Here is a 17,040-nt window from a genome sequence, read left to right as displayed (position 1 = left end):
ACGGGGGACCGTCCCGGAACTACGCCACGTTGACGCGCTGCCCCGGAGGTGCCGCCTCCAGCCACGCCAGGAAGCCGGTGAGCGCGTCCTCGCTCATCGCCAGCTCAAGCCGCGTACCCCGGTGGACACAGCCCAGGATGTGCGCGTCGGACAGCAGCGCCAGCTCCTCCTCGCCCTCCGGCGAGCGTCGCGTCACGACCTCGATGGCCGAGCGCTCCAGGACGCGGCGGGGCTTGGGAGCGTACGAGAAGACCCGGAACCAGGCGATCCGGTCGCCGCTGTAGCGGGCCACGCCGTACACCCAGCCCTTGCCGGAGGTGTCCGTCTCCTCGGGGGTGTCCCAGCGCAGCGAGCAGTCGAAGGTGCCGCCGGAGCGCTGGATCAGCCTCCGGCGCAGCCCGAAGACGAACAGTCCCACCAGCACCAGCAGGACGACAGAGCCGCACACAAGCAGAGCGAGGATCATCTCCTACGACCTCCTCGCCTCATCCAGTACCGCTACGGAAAAGAACTTCACACACATCGCGTCAGCCGCGACCCGTCCTGGAAGTATCCAGTACGAGCCGCGGCTGAGGGCAAATCTCGCGCCGTGAGGCAGGACTCAGTGTCCCGCCACCGCACGCAGACGGACGTCGGCGCGACGCTCGGCGGCGGCGTCGTCCGCCTCCTTCGCGCGCTCCAGCGCCCGCTCCGCACGCGCGGAGTCGATCTCGTCGGCCAGCTCCGCGATCTCCGCGAGCAGCGACAGCTTGTTGTCGGCGAACGAGATGAATCCACCGTGGACGGCGGCGACGACGGTGCCGCCCTCGCTCGTACGGATGGTCACCGGGCCCGATTCCAGCACACCCAGAAGCGGCTGGTGACCGGGCATGACGCCGATGTCGCCGGACGTGGTGCGCGCGACGACCAGGGTGGCCTCGCCGGACCAGACGTTGCGGTCCGCAGCGACCAGCTCGACGTGCAGCTCAGCAGCCAAGGGTGGCTCCTCGGGTCACCACCCGGCAGAGGTCCGCCGGGTGTTGGGTCAAAGTCTAGGGGGTGTACGGAGAGAGGGGCGGGGCGGGCCCGCCCCTCTCACGCGTACGGAACTGCTGGGGGCTTGGCGTCAGCTGACGCCGAGCTCCTTGGCGTTGGCCTTGAGGTCCTCAATGCCACCGCACAGGAAGAACGCCTGCTCGGGGAAGTGGTCGTAGTCGCCGTCGCAGATCGCGTTGAACGCGGTGATCGACTCGTCGAGCGGAACGTCCGAACCGTCCACGCCGGTGAACTGCTTGGCGACGTGGGTGTTCTGCGACAGGAAGCGCTCGACACGACGGGCGCGGTGGACGACCAGCTTGTCCTCTTCGCCCAGCTCGTCGATACCGAGGATCGCGATGATGTCCTGGAGGTCCTTGTACTTCTGCAGGATCGCCTTGACGCGCATCGCGGTCGCGTAGTGGTCCGCCGCGATGTAGCGGGGGTCCAGGATGCGCGACGTGGAGTCGAGCGGGTCCACCGCGGGGTAGATGCCCTTCTCCGAGATCGGACGCGACAGAACGGTCGTCGCGTCCAGGTGGGCGAAGGTGGTGGCCGGCGCCGGGTCGGTCAGGTCGTCCGCGGGGACGTAGATCGCCTGCATCGAGGTGATCGAGTGACCACGGGTCGAGGTGATGCGCTCCTGGAGGAGACCCATCTCGTCGGCCAGGTTCGGCTGGTAACCCACCGCGGACGGCATGCGGCCGAGGAGCGTGGAGACCTCGGAACCCGCCTGCGTGTAGCGGAAGATGTTGTCGATGAAGAAGAGCACGTCCTGCTTCTGCACATCGCGGAAGTACTCCGCCATGGTCAGACCGGACAGGGCCACGCGCAGACGCGTCCCCGGCGGCTCGTCCATCTGGCCGAAGACAAGCGCCGTCTTGTCGATGACGCCCGAGTCGGCCATTTCCTCGATGAGGTCGTTGCCCTCACGGGTGCGCTCACCGACACCGGCGAACACCGACACACCGTCGTGGTTGTTGGCCACGCGGTAGATCATTTCCTGGATCAGAACGGTCTTGCCGACACCGGCACCACCGAACAGACCGATCTTTCCACCCTTGACGTACGGGGTGAGGAGGTCGATGACCTTGATGCCGGTCTCGAACATCTCGGTCTTCGACTCGAGCTGGTCGAACGACGGGGCCTTGCGGTGGATGGGCCACCGCTCGGTCACCTCGGCGTTGGCCTCCGGCTTGTTCAGGATCTCGCCGAGGGTGTTGAACACCTTGCCCTTGGTCATCTCGCCGACGGGGACGGTGATGCCCTCGCCGGTGTCGGTGACCGGGGCCTGGCGGACCAGGCCGTCGGTGGGCTGCATCGAGATCGCACGGACCAGGCCGTCACCCAGGTGCAGGGCGACTTCCAGGGTCAGCGTCTTGAGCTTGCCGTCCTCGGCCGGGTCTGCGACCTGGACCTTGAGGGCGTTGTAGATCTCCGGCATGGCGTCGACGGGGAACTCCACGTCGACGACCGGGCCGATGACCCGGGCGACGCGGCCCGTGGCAACGGCCGTCTCAACTGTCGTCGTCATTACTTGTCACTCCCCGCGTTCGCGTCGGCCAGGGCGCTGGCGCCACCGACGATCTCGCTGATTTCCTGGGTGATTTCGGCCTGGCGGGCCGCGTTGGCAAGCCGGGAGAGGCTCTTGATGAGCTCCCCGGCGTTGTCGGTCGCCGCCTTCATCGCACGGCGGCGGGCGGCGTGCTCGGAAGCGGCGGCCTGCAGCAGTGCGTTGTAGATGCGGCTCTCGACGTAGCGCGGCAGCAGGGCGTCGAGGACGTCCTCCGCCGACGGCTCGAAGTCGAAGAGCGGAAGGATCTCGTCCTTCTTGCTCTCTTCCTCCTGCACCTTGTCGAGCGAGAGCGGCAGCATCCGGTTGTCGACCGGGTTCTGCGTCATCATCGACACGAATTCCGTGAAGACGATGTGCAGTTCGTCGACACCGCCCGCGGCCGTCTCGGCGGTGACGGCCTCGATGAGGGGGCCGGCCACACGCTTGGCGTCCGCGTAGGTCGGGCTGTCGGTGAAGCCGGTCCACGAGTCCGCGACCTTGCGCTCACGGAACCCGTAGTAGGCGACGCCCTTGCGGCCGACGATGTACGTGTCGACCTCCTTGCCCTCGCCGCGCAGCCGCTCGGTGAGCTTCTCCGCGGCCTTGATGGCGTTGGAGGAGTAGCCGCCGGCCAGACCGCGGTCGCTCGTGATGAGCAGGACCGCGGCGCGGGCCGGGGCCTCGGCCTCGGTGGTCAGCGGGTGCTTGGTGTTGGAGCCGGTCGCCACCGCCGTCACCGCACGGTTCAGCTCGCTGGCGTACGGCGTGGAAGCCGCGACCTGGCGCTGAGCCTTGACGATGCGAGAGGCGGCGATCATCTCCATCGCCTTGGTGATCTTCTTGGTCGCGGTGACGGATCGGATGCGACGCTTGTAGACCCGGAGCTGCGCTCCCATGAGTCAGGTCCCTTCCGTCGTCACTTGGAGACGTTGACGGCCGGTGCGTCCTCGCCCAGGGACTTGCCGTCCGAAGTCTCGAACCGCCCCTTGAACGTGGTGATCGCCTCGGCGATGGACTGAAGCGTGTCGTCGGACATCTTCGCGCCCTCGGCGATCGAGGTGAGGAGCTCCTTGCGCTCGCGGCGCAGGTAGTCCAGCAGCTCGCTCTCGAAGCGACGAATGTCGCCCACCGGAACCTCGTCCATCTTGCCGGTGGTGCCGGCCCAGACGGAGACGACCTGCTCCTCGACGGGCATCGGCTGGTACTGGCCCTGCTTCAGCAGCTCGACCAGGCGCTTGCCGCGCTCCAGCGACGCCTTGGAGGCCGCGTCCAGGTCGGAACCGAAGGCGGCGAACGCCTCCAGCTCGCGGTACTGGGCGAGGTCCAGACGCAGTCGGCCGGAGACCTGACGCATCGCCTTGTGCTGGGCGGAACCACCGACACGCGAGACCGAGATACCGACGTTGAGCGCCGGACGCTGGTTGGCGTTGAAGAGGTCCGACTCCAGGAAGCACTGGCCGTCGGTGATGGAGATGACGTTGGTCGGGATGAACGCCGACACGTCGTTCGCCTTGGTCTCGACGATCGGCAGACCCGTCATCGAGCCGGCGCCCATCTCGTCCGACAGCTTCGCGCAACGCTCAAGGAGACGCGAGTGCAGGTAGAAGACGTCGCCAGGGTAGGCCTCACGGCCCGGCGGACGGCGCAGCAGCAGCGACACGGCGCGGTAGGCGTCGGCCTGCTTCGACAGGTCGTCGAAGATGATGAGGACGTGCTTGCCGTCGTACATCCAGTGCTGGCCGATGGCCGAACCGGTGTACGGCGCCAGGTACTTGAAGCCGGCCGGGTCGGACGCGGGGGCGGCGACGATCGTCGTGTACTCCAGCGCGCCGGCCTCCTGGAGCGCACCACGCACGGAGGCGATGGTGGAGCCCTTCTGACCGATGGCGACGTAGATGCAGCGGACCTGCTTCTTCGGGTCGCCCGAGCGCCAGTTGTCACGCTGGTTGATGATCGTGTCGACGGCCAGCGCGGTCTTGCCGGTCTGGCGGTCGCCGATGATCAGCTGACGCTGACCGCGGCCGATCGGCACCATCGAGTCGACGGCCTTGTAGCCGGTCTGCATCGGCTCGTGCACGGACTTGCGGACCATGACGCCCGGAGCCTGAAGCTCCAGGGCGCGGCGGCCCTCGGTCTCGATCTCGCCGAGGCCGTCGATCGGGTTGCCGAGCGGGTCGACGACGCGGCCGAGGTAGCCCTCGCCGACGCCGACGGAGAGCACCTCACCGGTGCGCTGCACCGGCTGGCCCTCCTCGATTCCGCTGAACTCGCCGAGGACGATCGCACCGATCTCGCGCTCTTCGAGGTTGAGGGCGAGACCGAGGGTTCCGTCCTCGAACTTCAGCAGCTCGTTCGCCATGGCCGAGGGAAGACCCTCGACCTTCGCGATGCCGTCGCCGGCAACGCTGACAGTTCCGACCTCCTCGCGCGAGGCCGCGTCCGGCTTGTACGACTGGACGAAGTTCTCCAGTGCGTCCCGGATCTCCTCCGGCCGGATCGTGAGCTCCGCCATCTGGGTTCCCTGCTCTCCTTGTTGGGCCCGAAGTTTTCTAGGGGTCTGGGGTCGGCCCCCAGGAATCCTCTGCGGCCCAACCGGGCCGCTGGCAATGCGTGGTGCTGCGTACGTAATACGGGGCCGGCCTGCGTCAGCCGGCCATGCGCCGGGAGACCTCGTCGAGGCGCTCCGCGACCGTCCCGTTGATGAACTCGTCGCCGACGCGGACCTGGATGCCGCCGAGGACCGAGGGGTCCACGTCGAGGTTCAGGTGCATCTCGCGACCGTAGATCTTCGCGAGGGCCGCGCCGAGGCGCTGCTTCTGCTGGTCGGTGAGGGGCACCGCGGAGGTGACCTCCGCGACCATCCGGTTGCGGCGCTCCGCGGCCAGCTTGGAGAGGGACTCGAGTCCCGCTTCCAGGCTACGTCCACGGGGCTGGGTCACAAGACGGACGACCAGACGCTCGGTGACCTGCTCGGCCCGACCCCCGAGCAGGCTGCGGAGCAGCGAGCTCTTGGCGGCGGTGGTGGCCGCCTTGTCGGTGAGCGCGGAGCGGAGCGCGGCGTTCGAGGTGACGATCCGGCCGAAGCGGAACAGTTCGTCCTCGACGTTGTCGAGCTTCCCGGTCTGCTGGGCGGCGGTGAGGTCGGCGGTGTTCGCCAGCTCCTCCGCCGTGTCGACCAGGTCGCGCGACTGCGACCAGCGGGACCGGACCATGCCCTTGACCAGGTCGACGGCCGAGCCGTCCACCTGACCGGTGAGCAGTCGCCCGGCCAGCTCGGCCTTGGCCTCGCCGGACTGCGACGGGTCGGTCAGGACCCGGCGCAGCGAGACCTCACGGTCGAGCAGCGCGGTGACGGCGGCCAGGTCGCCGGCCAGCTTCGTCGCGTCGACGGACGGCGTGTCCGTCAGCGCGTCGAGGCTGCTCCGGGCGTTGCCCAGGGCCTCGCGGCTCGCGCCGTTCATCGGGCGGCCTCGGCCTTCTCCTCAAGCTCGTTGAGGAAACGGTCGATGGTGCGGCTCTGGCGGGCGTGGTCCTCGAGGGACTCGCCGACCAGCTTGCCGGCCAGGTCGGTGGCGAGCTTGCCCACGTCCTGACGCAGCGTCAGAGCAGCCTGCTTGCGGTCGGCCTCGATCTGGGCGTGACCGGCAGCGATGATCTCCTCGCGCTGCCGCTGACCCTCTGCGCGCAGGTCTTCCTTGAGCGCAGTGCCCTGCTCCAGCGCCTCCTGGCGCAGGCGCGCGGCCTCGTGGCGGGCCTCGGCGAGCTGAGCCTTGTACTGCTCCAGGACGCTCTCGGCTTCGATCCGGGCCTCATCGGCCTTCTCGATACCGCCTTCGATGGCCTCGCGGCGCTCTTCCAGAACCTTGTTGATGTTCGGGAGGAGCTTCTTGGCGAGGATGCCGAAGACGATGACGAAGGCGATCAGACCGATGACCAGCTCGTCGAGATGCGGGATCAGAGGATTTTGGGCTTCCTCCGCCGCAAGGAACAGAGCGTTCACATCAGTGCCTTCCGTGAAAGGTAGTTGGCTGTCGGTCCGGGCTTACTGGTAGACGAAGCCCATGACGATGCCGATGAGGGCGAGAGCCTCACAGAAGGCGAAGCCCATGATCTGGTTGGTGCGGATCAGGCCGGCGGCCTCGGGCTGACGCGCGAGGGCCTGGGTGCCGTTACCGAAGATGATGCCGACGCCGACGCCGGGGCCGATCGCAGCGAGGCCGTAGCCGATGGAGGCGACGTTGCCGACGACGTTCTCCTTGGCACCGGCAGCGAGGTTGACAAGCTCGAGAGCAGCGGACATGCCGTTACTTCCTTCTCTTTCACGGACCGGTGGGGGTTGGCCACCGGACGTCTGTTGGTTCTTGGGGGCGGGGCCCGCGCTGCGCGCCGGCCCGGTCGTGCTGGCTCAGTGGCCCTTGGCGAGTGCGCCCTGGACGTAGCTGGAGGCCAGGAGCACGAAGACGTAAGCCTGGACGGCCTGGATGAAGAGCTCGAAGACGGTCATCACCAGGACCATCACGAAGGACACGGTGCCGTAGGCGATGCCGATGCCGTTCATGAGGTACCAGGAGGCCAGGGTGAACATCACGATCAGCAGGTGACCGGCGAACATGTTCGCGAACAGTCGCACCGCGTGAGTGAAGGGGCGGATCAGCAGGTTCGAGAAGAACTCGATGACCACGACGAGCGGCAGGACCCAGCCGAGCGACTTGTCGTAACCGGTGATGTTCTTCCAGCCGCCGGTCCAGCCGTGCTTCTTGAAGGTCAGCGAGACCCAGAGCACGTACACGATCAGTGCGAGACCGGCCGGGAAGGCGATCAGCGACGGGACCGGGAACTGGGCCACCGGAATGATGGACCAGATGTTCATGATCCAGATGAAGAAGAACAGCGACACCATCAGCGGGACGTACTTCTCGCCGTCCTTCTTGCCGATGATCTCGTACACGATGCCGCGGCGTACGAAGTCGTACCCGGCCTCACCGATCATCTGGACCTTGCCGGGCACCAGCTTCGGCTTGTTGAAGGCGGCCCAGAAGAAGACGACGACGACGAGCGTGCTGAGCAGCGCCAGCAGCATCGGCTTCGTGAACTCGAAGCCCGCCACCTCGAACATCGGCTTGTACAGGAAGGTGTGGAGGCCCGGAGCCGGGAACCCGCATCCGGAGAAAATGTGGCAGCTCGCATCAAAGGCAAGCGTTGTGTCAGCACTCACCGCGGGCTCCTTCAGCGTGGCGCATAGGTACGGCAACCTCGTTGTGTCGGCGCGGCAGGGAGCCGCGGGTCGGCACTGGACTGGTGGTCTTGGAAAGCTGGGCGGGGCGGTTCGGCATCGAGCCTCGCGCTGGGACAGGCGTCAGCTCGAATGCCCGCGCCCGCAGTGCCGCAGTTGGCACCGGACGATAGCAGCATCTCGAACGCCCATTTATCCCGGCCCTACCCTTCACGTCGAAGACCCGGTCTTCTGAGGCTTCTCGGCCTCGGTCGAGTCGGGGTCGACGTAGAGGATCTTTGCCTTCATGTAGGCGCGCGCCTGGGCGGCGACCCACACGAGGGTGACGGCGAGCAGTGTGAAACCGAACGCCTTGAAGTCGAACAGCTCTGTGCCCTTGAACACTGCCAGGAAGACGAACAGCAGCAGCAGTTGGAGCACATAGAGCAGAAGCCCCATGGCCTGGAAGAGCTGCGGAAGACGCTTCGCGGTGCGCTGGAGTGCCACCAGCCCACCCCCCATGAAAACGAGCGACACCGCAGCGCCCACGAGTGCCCCGAGCGCACCTTCGCCGCCGCCGACCAACGCGCTGACCAGGACGGCGACAGCGCCGACGGCAGCGGAAGGTACGGCAGTTCGAAGGAGTGTCCGGGCGTCGTTGGACGGCATGGCGGCAGCTCCGCTTTGCTTGGTGGGGGCAGTGGGTGTCGTCATGGACGAGCGTAAGCCCGGATCGAGATGGGTCCTCGGGCCGTTGGACCATCGCACCGTGGTCCATCGACTCTGTCGCCGGGTCTCGTGAACCGTATCACAAACTATTTGATGCAGTCTTTACCCGGAAAGTGTGGTTGCTGTCACACATGAGAGTGACAGCGCCCGTGTGTGCAGTGTGCGCCGTCGCTTTGTCTGGTAATGGGCTTCGCTGAGGCAATCGTCAACGCGGAAAACTCAGTTGAAACGCGATCGGGGGCCCACCGCGGTCGCCCCGTTGACGCCCGCCGCCACCGGCGAGCGGTCCCCTTCGTCGCTTTCGTCGCCCTGTTCGTACGTCGTCCCAGCGGCCTCCTGAGCCCCTGCGGAGCCCGCCGCGGACGACGCGACCACCTGGGTCCTGCTGCGCCGGTAGCGGGGCGGTACGAACGCCTCCATCCACCGCGGAGCACGCGGGGTGAAGCGCGGCAGCAGCAGCAGTACGAGACCCAGCGCGCTGAGCCCGACGATCACCAGGACGATCCACATGCTGGCCGAGTGCACCGAGTAGGCGACCATGCCGAACGCGATCAGCGCCGACCAGAAGTACATGATCAGCACCGCCCTGCTGTGCGAGTGCCCGATCTCCAGGAGCCGGTGGTGCAGGTGTCCCCGGTCCGCCGCGAACGGCGACTTGCCCTGCCAGGTCCGGCGCACGATCGCCAGCATCAGGTCCGCGAACGGGATCGCGATGATCGTCAGCGGCAGCAGCAGCGGGATGAACACCGGCAGCATCGCGTGCGTCGCCGCCCGCTCACTGCCGACGAAGAGCTTCAGCGCGTCCGGGTCCACCTGCCCGGTGACCGAGATCGCGCCGGCCGCGAGCACCAGGCCGATGAGCATCGACCCGGAGTCGCCCATGAAGATGCGCGCCGGATGCATGTTGTGCGGCAGGAAGCCCACGCACATGCCGATCAGGATCGCCGCGAACAGCGTCGCGGGGGCCGCCTCCTCGATGCCGTACCGGAACCACATCCGGTAGGCGTACAGGAAGAACGCGGTGGCGGCGATGCACACCATGCCCGCCGCGAGGCCGTCGAGCCCGTCGACGAAGTTCACCGCGTTGATGGTGATGACGACCAGCGCGACGGTGAGCAGATTGCCCTGCCAGGGCGTCAGCGAGACCGTTCCGACGCCGGGGACCGGCAGGTAGAGCACGGTCAGCCCCTGCATGACCATCACGCCGGCGGCGATGAACTGCCCGCCCAGCTTGATCAGCGCGTCGATCTCGAACTTGTCGTCCAGGACGCCGATCAGCCAGATCACCGCGGCCCCGGACAGCAGCGCCCGTGGCTCGTTGGACAGGTCGAAGACGCCGTTGAGGCTCTCCAGGTGGTCCGCCACCAGCAGACCCGCGCACAGACCGCCGAACATGGCGATCCCGCCGAGCCGCGGCGTCGGCTCCCGGTGGACGTCACGGGCGCGGATCTCCGGCATCGCTCCGGACGCGATGGCGAACTTCCGCACCGGGCCCGTCAGCAGATAGGTCACCGCGGCAGTGACGCAGAGCGTCAACAGATATTCACGCACGGGCTGCCCCACAGTTATCGCTGGCCATCTCAGCCCCACACCCTAGCTTCGCGGCCACGGGGTTGAGGACACTCGGGTGGCTCGGACGGTTGCAGACCGCCCGTACGTCCCCGGTAAGGACGAACGGTTTCACCCTCGATACGGGGCATCCGGGTACGGCGGGAACCGCCTCGCCAGCTCGCGCACCTCTGTCGCGGCATTCCGCTCCCCCCTCAGGGCGAGCGCGAACAGCGCGGCCACGCGCGCCATCTCCGCCTCGCCCATGCCCTGCGTGGTCACGGCCGCCGTGCCCAGCCGCAGCCCACGCCCCTCCCGACTGTGACACTCGGCGGCTCCGCCGCGTGGCAAAGCACACGTGTCGAGCACGATCCCCGCCGCCGCCAGCCGCTCCCTGGCCTCCCGGCCGTCGAGCCCCAGCGGCGCCGGGTCGACGGTGAGCAGGTGGGTGTCCGTGCCGCCGGTGGTCAGCGCGAAGCCCTCCGCCGCCAGCCCCTCGCCCAGCACCCGTGCGTTGGAAACCACCTGATGGGCGTACGTGGTGAAGGCCGGCCGCGCCGCCTCCCCGAACGCGACCGCCTTCGCCGCGATCGTGTGCATCTGCGCACCGCCCTGGGTGAACGGGAACACCGCCCGGTCGATCCGCTCCGCCAGCTCCTGCCCGCACAGCAGCATTCCGCCGCGCGGCCCGCGCAGCACCTTGTGCGTCGTCGCACACACGACGTCGGCGTACGGAACGGGATTGGGCGCCGCTCCCCCGGCCACCAGCCCGATCGGATGCGCCGCGTCCGCCACGAGGTAGGCACCCACGTCGTCGGCGATCTCCCGGAAGGCCGCGTAGTCGGGATGTCTGGGGTACGAGATCGAGCCGACGACGATCGCCCTCGGCCGGTGGCTGCGCGCCAGCTCCCGCACCTGCCCGTGGTCGATGAGCCCGGTTTCGGCGTCGACCCCGTACCCGACGACGTCGAACCACCGCCCGGAGAAGTTGCCCGGCGACCCGTGCGTCAGGTGGCCGCCGGACGGCAGCCCCATGGCCAGCAGGGTGTCCCCCGGCTTGAGCAGGGCGGCGTAGGCGGCCAGAACCGCCGCCGACCCGGAATGGGGCTGCACATTGGCGTGTGCGGCGCCGAACAGCCCCTTCGCCCGGTCCACGGCGATGCGCTCGGCGGTGTCGACGACCTCGCAGCCGCCGTGGTGCCGGGCGCCGGGATAGCCCTCCGCGTACTTGTTGGCGAGGACGGAGCCGAGGGCGGCCAGCACGGCGGGCGAGGTGAAGTTCTCGGCGGCCACGAGCTGGAGCCCGTCCGCCTCCCGCCGGGTCTCGGCCCGTACGACCTCGGCGATCTCCGGATCGAGCCGCTCCAGGGCGTCGAAGTCGGCGCCCCTGTGCGAGGGGGCGGTCGGTGGCACGTCGACGACGGGCATCTCGGGCTCCGGGCCTGCGGTGAGGGGACCTGAGGGGCGTGTCCCCCAATGTAGGCCCGGTACGCGGATGGCGCCCGGCGTAGTTCTGCCGGAGTCAGTCCTTGCCCGGAATGCCCGTCAGGGCGGTGACGACCGGGTCCAGGGCGAGCTGGATCTCCTCGCCGATGGAGCGGAAGAAGGTGATCGGCGCCCCGTACGGGTCGTACACCTCGTCCGCCTCTTCGCTGGGGGCCAGCAGCCAGCCGCGCAGGGCGGCCGCCGCACGCACCAGCGCACGGGCCCGCTCCACGACCCCGTACTCCACCGGATCGGGCAGGGTCAGCGGGTCTATGGCCCGCACCAGCCGGTTGAACTCCTTCAGGGTGAAGGTGCGCAGCCCCGCCGAGTGCCCCATCGAGATGACCTGCGCCCGGTGGTCCCGGGTCGCGGTCAGCACGAGGTCGGCCCGGATGACGTGCTCGTCCAGCAGCTCGCGCCCGGTGAAGCCGGAGGCGTCCGCCCCGAAGTCCGCGAGGACGGCCGCGGCGTTGGCCTCCATGGGCGCACCCTCGTGCCCCCAGGTGCCGGCGCTCTCCACCACGAGACCGCCGTACGACGGGTCGCCGAGGCGCTCGACCAGGGCATGCCGGGTCAGCCGCTCGGTGATCGGCGAGCGGCACACGTTGCCGGTGCTGACGTGGAGGATACGGAAGGTGGTCCCCGATATGCCTTCTGCTGTGCCACGCCCGTCAAGGGCGGTCAACTCGCCACCTCAAGATCGGGCACGACCTTGCGGAGCTCCTCCGCACTGAGCACTCCGGCGCGCAGCAGCACCGGCACCGGGCCGGTCACGTCCACGATGGAGGACGGCAGGTTGCCGGGGGTGGGGCCGCCGTCCAGGTAGACCGAGACGGAGTCGCCCAGCATGTCCAGGGCGGCGTCGCAGGTCTCGGGCGACGGGTGGCCGGTGAGGTTGCCGGAGGAGACGGCCATCGGGCCGACCTCGGTGAGCAGTTCGATGGCGATGGGGTGCAGTGGCATCCGGATGGCGACCGTGCCGCGGGTGTCGCCGAGGTCCCACTGGAGGGACGGCTGGTGCTTGGCGACCAGGGTCAGCCCGCCCGGCCAGAAGGCGTCGACGAGCTCCCAGGCCTGCTCGGAGAAGTCCGTGACCAGGCCGTGCAGGGTGTTCGGGGAGCCGATCAGCACGGGGCTGGGCATGTTGCGCCCGCGGCCCTTGGCCTCCAGCAGGTCGCCGACGGCCTCGCTGCTGAAGGCGTCCGCGCCGATCCCGTACACGGTGTCGGTGGGCAGGACGACCAGCTCGCCGCGGCGCACGGCCGAGGCGGCTTCGCGCAGACCGGTCTTGCGGTCGGTCGCGTCGTTGCAGTCGTATCGCCGTGCCATTTAACGGACCCCCTCGGGCAGGAACTTCTGGCTGTACGTGGTGCGGTACGGAATCAGGGTGCTCACGGCATCGCCTTGCGGGCGGTGGCGAAGCGCGGCCGGTTGTTGAGGTCCGGGTGATCGGCGGCGTCCGCCCAGCCCCGCTCCTCGGTGAAGATCCACGGGACCTGGCCGCCCTGGGTGTCGGCGTGCTCGATGACGACGACGCCGCCGGGGCGCAGCAGGCGGTGCGCGGTGCGCTCGATGCCGCGGATCAGGTCGAGGCCGTCCTCGCCGGAGAACAGCGCCATCTCGGGGTCGTGGTCGCGGGCCTCGGGGGCGACGTACTCCCACTCGGTGAGCGGGATGTACGGCGGGTTGGAGATGACCAGGTCGACCTGGCCGTCCAGCTCGGGCAGCGCGGTGCGCGCGTCACCGTGGTGGAGGACGACGCGGGACCCGTCGACGTTCTTGCGGGTCCACTTCAGGGCGCCCTCGTCCAGCTCCACGGCGTGCACGCGCGAGCGCGGCACCTCCTGGGCCAGGGCGAGCGCGATGGCGCCCGAGCCGGTGCACAGGTCGATGATGAGCGGCTCGACGACGTCCATGGCGCGCACGGCGTCTATGGCCCAGCTGACGACCGACTCGGTCTCCGGCCGCGGCACGAACACGCCCGGTCCGACCTGGAGTTCCAGGTAGCGGAAGAAGGCGCGTCCGGTGATGTGCTGGAGCGGTTCGCGGGCCTCGCGGCGCGCGATGGCCTCCCAGTAGCGGGCGTCGAAGTCGCTGTCGGGGACCCGGTGCAGCTCTCCCCGCTTGACGCCGTGGACGAACGAGGCGAGCTCCTCCGCGTCGAAGCGCGGTGAGGGCACGCCGGCGTCGGCCAGCCGCTGGGTGGCCTGTGCCACCTCGGCGAGCAGCAGATTCATCCGGTTCCTCCGGCCTTGCAGGGACAGCGTGGGAGTGCTGTACGGACTCTTACTGCGCGGCGGCGAGCTTGGCCGCGGAGTCGGCGTCGACGAGGGCCTGGATGACGGCGGTGAGGTCGCCGTCGAGGACCTGGTCCAAGTTGTACGCCTTGAAGTTCACGCGGTGGTCGGAGATCCGGTTTTCCGGGAAGTTGTACGTACGGATCTTCTCGGAGCGGTCGACCGTGCGCACCTGGCTGCGACGTACGTCCGAGGCTTCGCGCTCGGCGGCCTCCTGGGCGGCGGCCAGCAGGCGGGAGCGGAGGATGCGCATGGCCTGCTCCTTGTTCTGGAGCTGGCTCTTCTCGTTCTGGCAGGAGGCGACGACACCGGTCGGCAGGTGCGTGATGCGCACCGCGGAGTCGGTGGTGTTGACGGACTGGCCGCCGGGGCCGGACGAGCGGTACACGTCGATACGGAGGTCGTTCATGTTGATCTCGACCTCGACCTCCTCGGCCTCGGGCGTGACGAGCACGCCGGCGGCGGAGGTGTGGATGCGGCCCTGCGACTCGGTGGAGGGCACGCGCTGCACGCGGTGCACGCCGCCCTCGTACTTGAGGCGGGCCCACACGCCCTGGCCGGGCTCGGTGGCGCCGTTGCCGCCCTTGGTCTTGACGGCGACCTGGACGTCCTTGTAGCCGCCCAGCTCGGACTCGGTGGCGTCGATGATCTCGGTCTTCCAGCCGACGCGCTCGGCGTAGCGCAGGTACATGCGCAGCAGGTCGCCGGCGAACAGGGCGGACTCGTCGCCGCCCGCGCCCGCCTTGACCTCGAGGATGACGTCCTTGTCGTCGTTGGGGTCCCGGGGCACGAGGAGGAGCCGCAGCTTCTCGGTGATCTCCTCGCGCTGCTTCTCCAGGTCCTTGACCTCGGCGGCGAAGTCGGGGTCGTCCGCCATGAGCTCGCGGGCGGTCTCGATGTCCTCGCCGGTCTGCTTCCAGGCCCGGTAGGTGCCGATGATCGGGGTCAGCTCGGCGTAGCGCTTGTTGAGCTTGCGCGCGTTCGCCTGGTCGGCGTGGACCGACGGGTCGGCCAGCTTCTTCTCAAGATCGGCGTGCTCGCCGATCAGGTCCTCGACCGCCTCGAACATCTTCGGGCTCCTGGGTTCGCTGTATCGCTCAGTAGTGAAAGTTGTGCGCCTGCGTCACGACAAAGCGCCGGTCCTCCCCCACCCCGTACGGAGCGGTAAAGGACCGGCGCGATGACTCGCTACTTCGCGGCGGAGCCGGCCTTGCCGAAGCGGGCCTCGAAGCGGGCCACACGGCCACCGGTGTCGAGGATCTTCTGCTTGCCCGTGTAGAACGGGTGGCACTCGGAGCAGACCTCGGCACGGATGGTGCCCTCGGTCAGGGTGCTACGGGTGGTGAACGACGCGCCACAGGTGCAGCTGACCTGGGTCTCGACGTACTCGGGGTGAACATCGCGCTTCAAGGTGACTCCTAGAGTTTCGGGAGGGCACCGGGTCGCATCCGCGGATTTGCGGGTACGTGAACCGGGGCCGACGGACCAGTCTGCCAGGGCTGGCCCCCGCTTCAAAATTCGAAGGCAATGGTCTCAACGGGGACGGGCCCCGAGGTATTCCGCGCCAGGGCGGCGGATCGGTTTTCAGCCGCCCCGCCGCCTTCGCCCGGCCGCTTCTCAGCCGCCGCTGACGATCTTCCCGGCCTCGCCCTTGTCGCCCGCCGAGCCCTCGGTGACCGACGCGGGGATGGGCCGGTCGGCCCTGAGCGCCGTCCAGAGCTCCTGGGACTGCTTGGCCAGGGGTACGACGCGGTTGGGGTCCCGGGGGTCGTACTGGACGGGCAGCGTGACCATCTTCATGTCCTCGGCGCCGATGCCCTTGAGGCCGTTCGCGAAGGAGACGAGGCTCGACACGGACGCCAGGTCGTTGTCGGTCGTCACGGCCTTGGTGGCGGCGTCCCCGAGGTCGTACAGCTTCTTCGGATTGGTGAACACCCCGACGTCCTTGACCTGGCCGATCAGGGCCTTCATGAACGCCTGCTGGAGCTGGATGCGGCCGAGGTCCGAGCCGTCGCCGACGCTCTTGCGGGTGCGGACGAGGCCGAGGGACTGCTCGCCGTTCAGCTGGTGGGTGCCGGGCGGCAGGTCCAGATGGCTCTTGGAGTCCTTGATCGCCTTGGTGGTGGTGACCGGGACGCCGCCGAGCTCGTCGATGAGCTTCTTGAAGCCGGTGAAGTCGACCTCGACGTAGTGGTCCATGCGGATGCCGGACATCTTCTCGACGGTCTTCACCGCGCAGGCCGGGCCGCCGACCTCGTACGCCGTGTTGAACATCTGGCGGTCGGCCGCCGGGACGGTCGTCTTGCCGTCCTTGTCGGAGACGCACTCCGGGCGGGATATGAGCGTGTCGCGCGGAATCGAGACGATGCTCGCCTTCTTGTGCCCCTCGTACACGTGCAGGATCATCGCCGTGTCCGAGCGGGCGCCGCCCTCGTCGGTCCCGTACTTGGCGTTGTCGCCGTGGCGGGAGTCGGAGCCGAGGACGAGGATGTCCTGCGAGCCGTTGTCGACCTCGTCGGGGCGGTCGGTGCCGAGAGCCCCGTTGATGTCGACGCCCTTGAGGTTGCCGTCGAGCTTGAAGTAGACCGCGCCGAGGCCTCCGCCGCCGACCAGCACCACTCCCGCGGCCACCCAGGCCAGGGTGGCGCCCTTGCCGCGCTTGCGCGCTGCCCGGCGTTTGCCGGTGGCCCGTATTCGGCTGCTCCTGCCGTGGTCGGTCATGCGCTCCTCAGTCCCTCGTGGTGGATCCGCGTACCCCCTGCCGTGGTGGATCAGGCACGGTTTGTCGACACTTGTCAGACGGTGAATTACCCAGAAGGGTTGCACAGGGGGTGTGCGGCCCTGGCTCGCGGAGGGGGTGGCTGGCATGCTGCCGGACGCCTCTAAGAGCGCTTCTTATCCGGCCTGAGCTGGGACTTTTCCCGTACGGGGACGGGGGCGGCCGGCGCGGGTTCCCGGGGCGGGGTGTGGCGCATGTCTCGAAAGGGTCACGGCGTATTCCCTGTGCGGGGTGGGCGGGCCGTGTTTGTACGTTGCCCGGTACCGGGCGGACGTCCTCAAACGCCGGACGGGCTGATGTGCCGCCCGAAGGGCAGGCATTCAGGGGCGCGGGGAACTGCGCGACCAGCCACCAACCCACCCGCACGGAACCGGTCCCACTGCCCCGCGCCCCAGCGGAAACGCGGCGAGCCCGGGTGCGG

18 protein-coding genes are annotated in these 17,040 nt (G+C 68.7%); all 18 read right to left on the bottom strand.

All coding sequences use genetic code 11. The annotated features are described in order from the left end of the window. Positions 1–19: 19 nt before the first annotated feature. Positions 20–466, bottom strand: coding sequence for a DUF2550 domain-containing protein (locus tag IE269_RS31750; RefSeq protein WP_189826692.1), 447 nt, complete (start codon positions 464–466; stop codon positions 20–22). Positions 467–601: 135 nt separating this feature from the next. Then, the gene (locus tag IE269_RS31745; RefSeq protein WP_189826691.1) at positions 602–976 is read right to left on the bottom strand and encodes a F0F1 ATP synthase subunit epsilon; all 375 of its coding nucleotides are present in this window, start codon (positions 974–976) and stop codon (positions 602–604) included. 129 nt (positions 977–1,105) lie between these two features. Beyond that, the gene (gene atpD, locus IE269_RS31740) at positions 1,106–2,548 is read right to left on the bottom strand and encodes a F0F1 ATP synthase subunit beta (RefSeq protein WP_189826690.1); all 1,443 of its coding nucleotides are present in this window, start codon (positions 2,546–2,548) and stop codon (positions 1,106–1,108) included. Then, positions 2,548–3,465 (bottom strand): F0F1 ATP synthase subunit gamma, encoded by a 918-nt coding sequence (locus IE269_RS31735; protein ID WP_189826689.1) that lies wholly within the window; start codon positions 3,463–3,465, stop codon positions 2,548–2,550. The genes atpD and IE269_RS31735 overlap by 1 nt, the downstream gene beginning before the upstream one ends. 20 nt (positions 3,466–3,485) lie before the next feature. Continuing rightward, positions 3,486–5,081, bottom strand: coding sequence for a F0F1 ATP synthase subunit alpha (atpA, locus tag IE269_RS31730; RefSeq protein ID WP_189826688.1), 1,596 nt, complete (start codon positions 5,079–5,081; stop codon positions 3,486–3,488). Between the two features lie 133 nt (positions 5,082–5,214). After that, entirely contained in the window at positions 5,215–6,030 is an 816-nt protein-coding gene (locus tag IE269_RS31725; protein WP_189826687.1) for a F0F1 ATP synthase subunit delta, read from the bottom strand. Then, positions 6,027–6,569, bottom strand: a complete 543-nt coding sequence (locus IE269_RS31720) for a F0F1 ATP synthase subunit B (protein WP_189826686.1) — start codon at positions 6,567–6,569, stop codon at positions 6,027–6,029. The genes IE269_RS31725 and IE269_RS31720 overlap by 4 nt, the downstream gene beginning before the upstream one ends. A gap of 42 nt (positions 6,570–6,611) precedes the next feature. Next, positions 6,612–6,869 (bottom strand): ATP synthase F0 subunit C, encoded by a 258-nt coding sequence (gene atpE, locus IE269_RS31715; protein ID WP_189826685.1) that lies wholly within the window; start codon positions 6,867–6,869, stop codon positions 6,612–6,614. A 105-nt stretch (positions 6,870–6,974) separates the two neighbouring features. Beyond that, positions 6,975–7,784, bottom strand: coding sequence for a F0F1 ATP synthase subunit A (gene atpB / locus IE269_RS31710; protein ID WP_189826684.1), 810 nt, complete (start codon positions 7,782–7,784; stop codon positions 6,975–6,977). Positions 7,785–8,012: 228 nt separating this feature from the next. Continuing rightward, positions 8,013–8,450 (bottom strand): Cg1360 family ATP-synthase-associated protein, encoded by a 438-nt coding sequence (locus IE269_RS31705; RefSeq protein ID WP_189826793.1) that lies wholly within the window; start codon positions 8,448–8,450, stop codon positions 8,013–8,015. A 279-nt stretch (positions 8,451–8,729) separates the two neighbouring features. Then, a complete protein-coding gene (locus IE269_RS31700; protein WP_229898387.1) occupies positions 8,730–10,061 on the bottom strand; it encodes an MraY family glycosyltransferase in 1,332 nt (443 codons plus the stop codon). Positions 10,062–10,190: 129 nt separating this feature from the next. Then, positions 10,191–11,486 carry a serine hydroxymethyltransferase gene (locus IE269_RS31695; RefSeq protein ID WP_189826682.1) on the bottom strand — a complete coding sequence of 432 codons (1,296 nt, stop codon included), beginning with the start codon at positions 11,484–11,486 and terminating at the stop codon, positions 10,191–10,193. A gap of 94 nt (positions 11,487–11,580) precedes the next feature. After that, positions 11,581–12,228 carry an arsenate reductase/protein-tyrosine-phosphatase family protein gene (locus IE269_RS31690; protein WP_189826681.1) on the bottom strand — a complete coding sequence of 216 codons (648 nt, stop codon included), beginning with the start codon at positions 12,226–12,228 and terminating at the stop codon, positions 11,581–11,583. Then, a complete protein-coding gene (locus IE269_RS31685; protein WP_189826680.1) occupies positions 12,225–12,872 on the bottom strand; it encodes an L-threonylcarbamoyladenylate synthase in 648 nt (215 codons plus the stop codon). Before IE269_RS31685 ends, IE269_RS31690 begins: the two co-directional genes overlap by 4 nt. Before the next feature lie 62 nt (positions 12,873–12,934). Next, entirely contained in the window at positions 12,935–13,780 is an 846-nt protein-coding gene (gene prmC, locus IE269_RS31680) for a peptide chain release factor N(5)-glutamine methyltransferase (protein ID WP_189826679.1), read from the bottom strand. A 49-nt stretch (positions 13,781–13,829) separates the two neighbouring features. Beyond that, complete coding sequence (gene prfA, locus IE269_RS31675) at positions 13,830–14,909, bottom strand: peptide chain release factor 1 (protein ID WP_189826678.1); 1,080 nt, start codon at positions 14,907–14,909, stop codon at positions 13,830–13,832. A gap of 119 nt (positions 14,910–15,028) precedes the next feature. Continuing rightward, positions 15,029–15,250: a 50S ribosomal protein L31 gene (rpmE, locus tag IE269_RS31670; protein WP_189826677.1), complete on the bottom strand. Its 222-nt coding sequence runs from the start codon at positions 15,248–15,250 to the stop codon at positions 15,029–15,031. A 207-nt stretch (positions 15,251–15,457) separates the two neighbouring features. Beyond that, on the bottom strand, positions 15,458–16,561 hold the full coding sequence (locus tag IE269_RS31665) for an LCP family protein (protein ID WP_189826676.1): 1,104 nt from the start codon (positions 16,559–16,561) through the stop codon (positions 15,458–15,460). Between the last annotated feature and the right edge of the window lie 479 nt (positions 16,562–17,040).

The sequence above is a fragment of the Streptomyces spiroverticillatus genome (genome assembly GCA_014650415.1).
GTDB lineage: Bacteria > Actinomycetota > Actinomycetes > Streptomycetales > Streptomycetaceae > Streptomyces > Streptomyces spiroverticillatus.
This window is presented reverse-complemented; position numbering and strand designations above follow the sequence as displayed.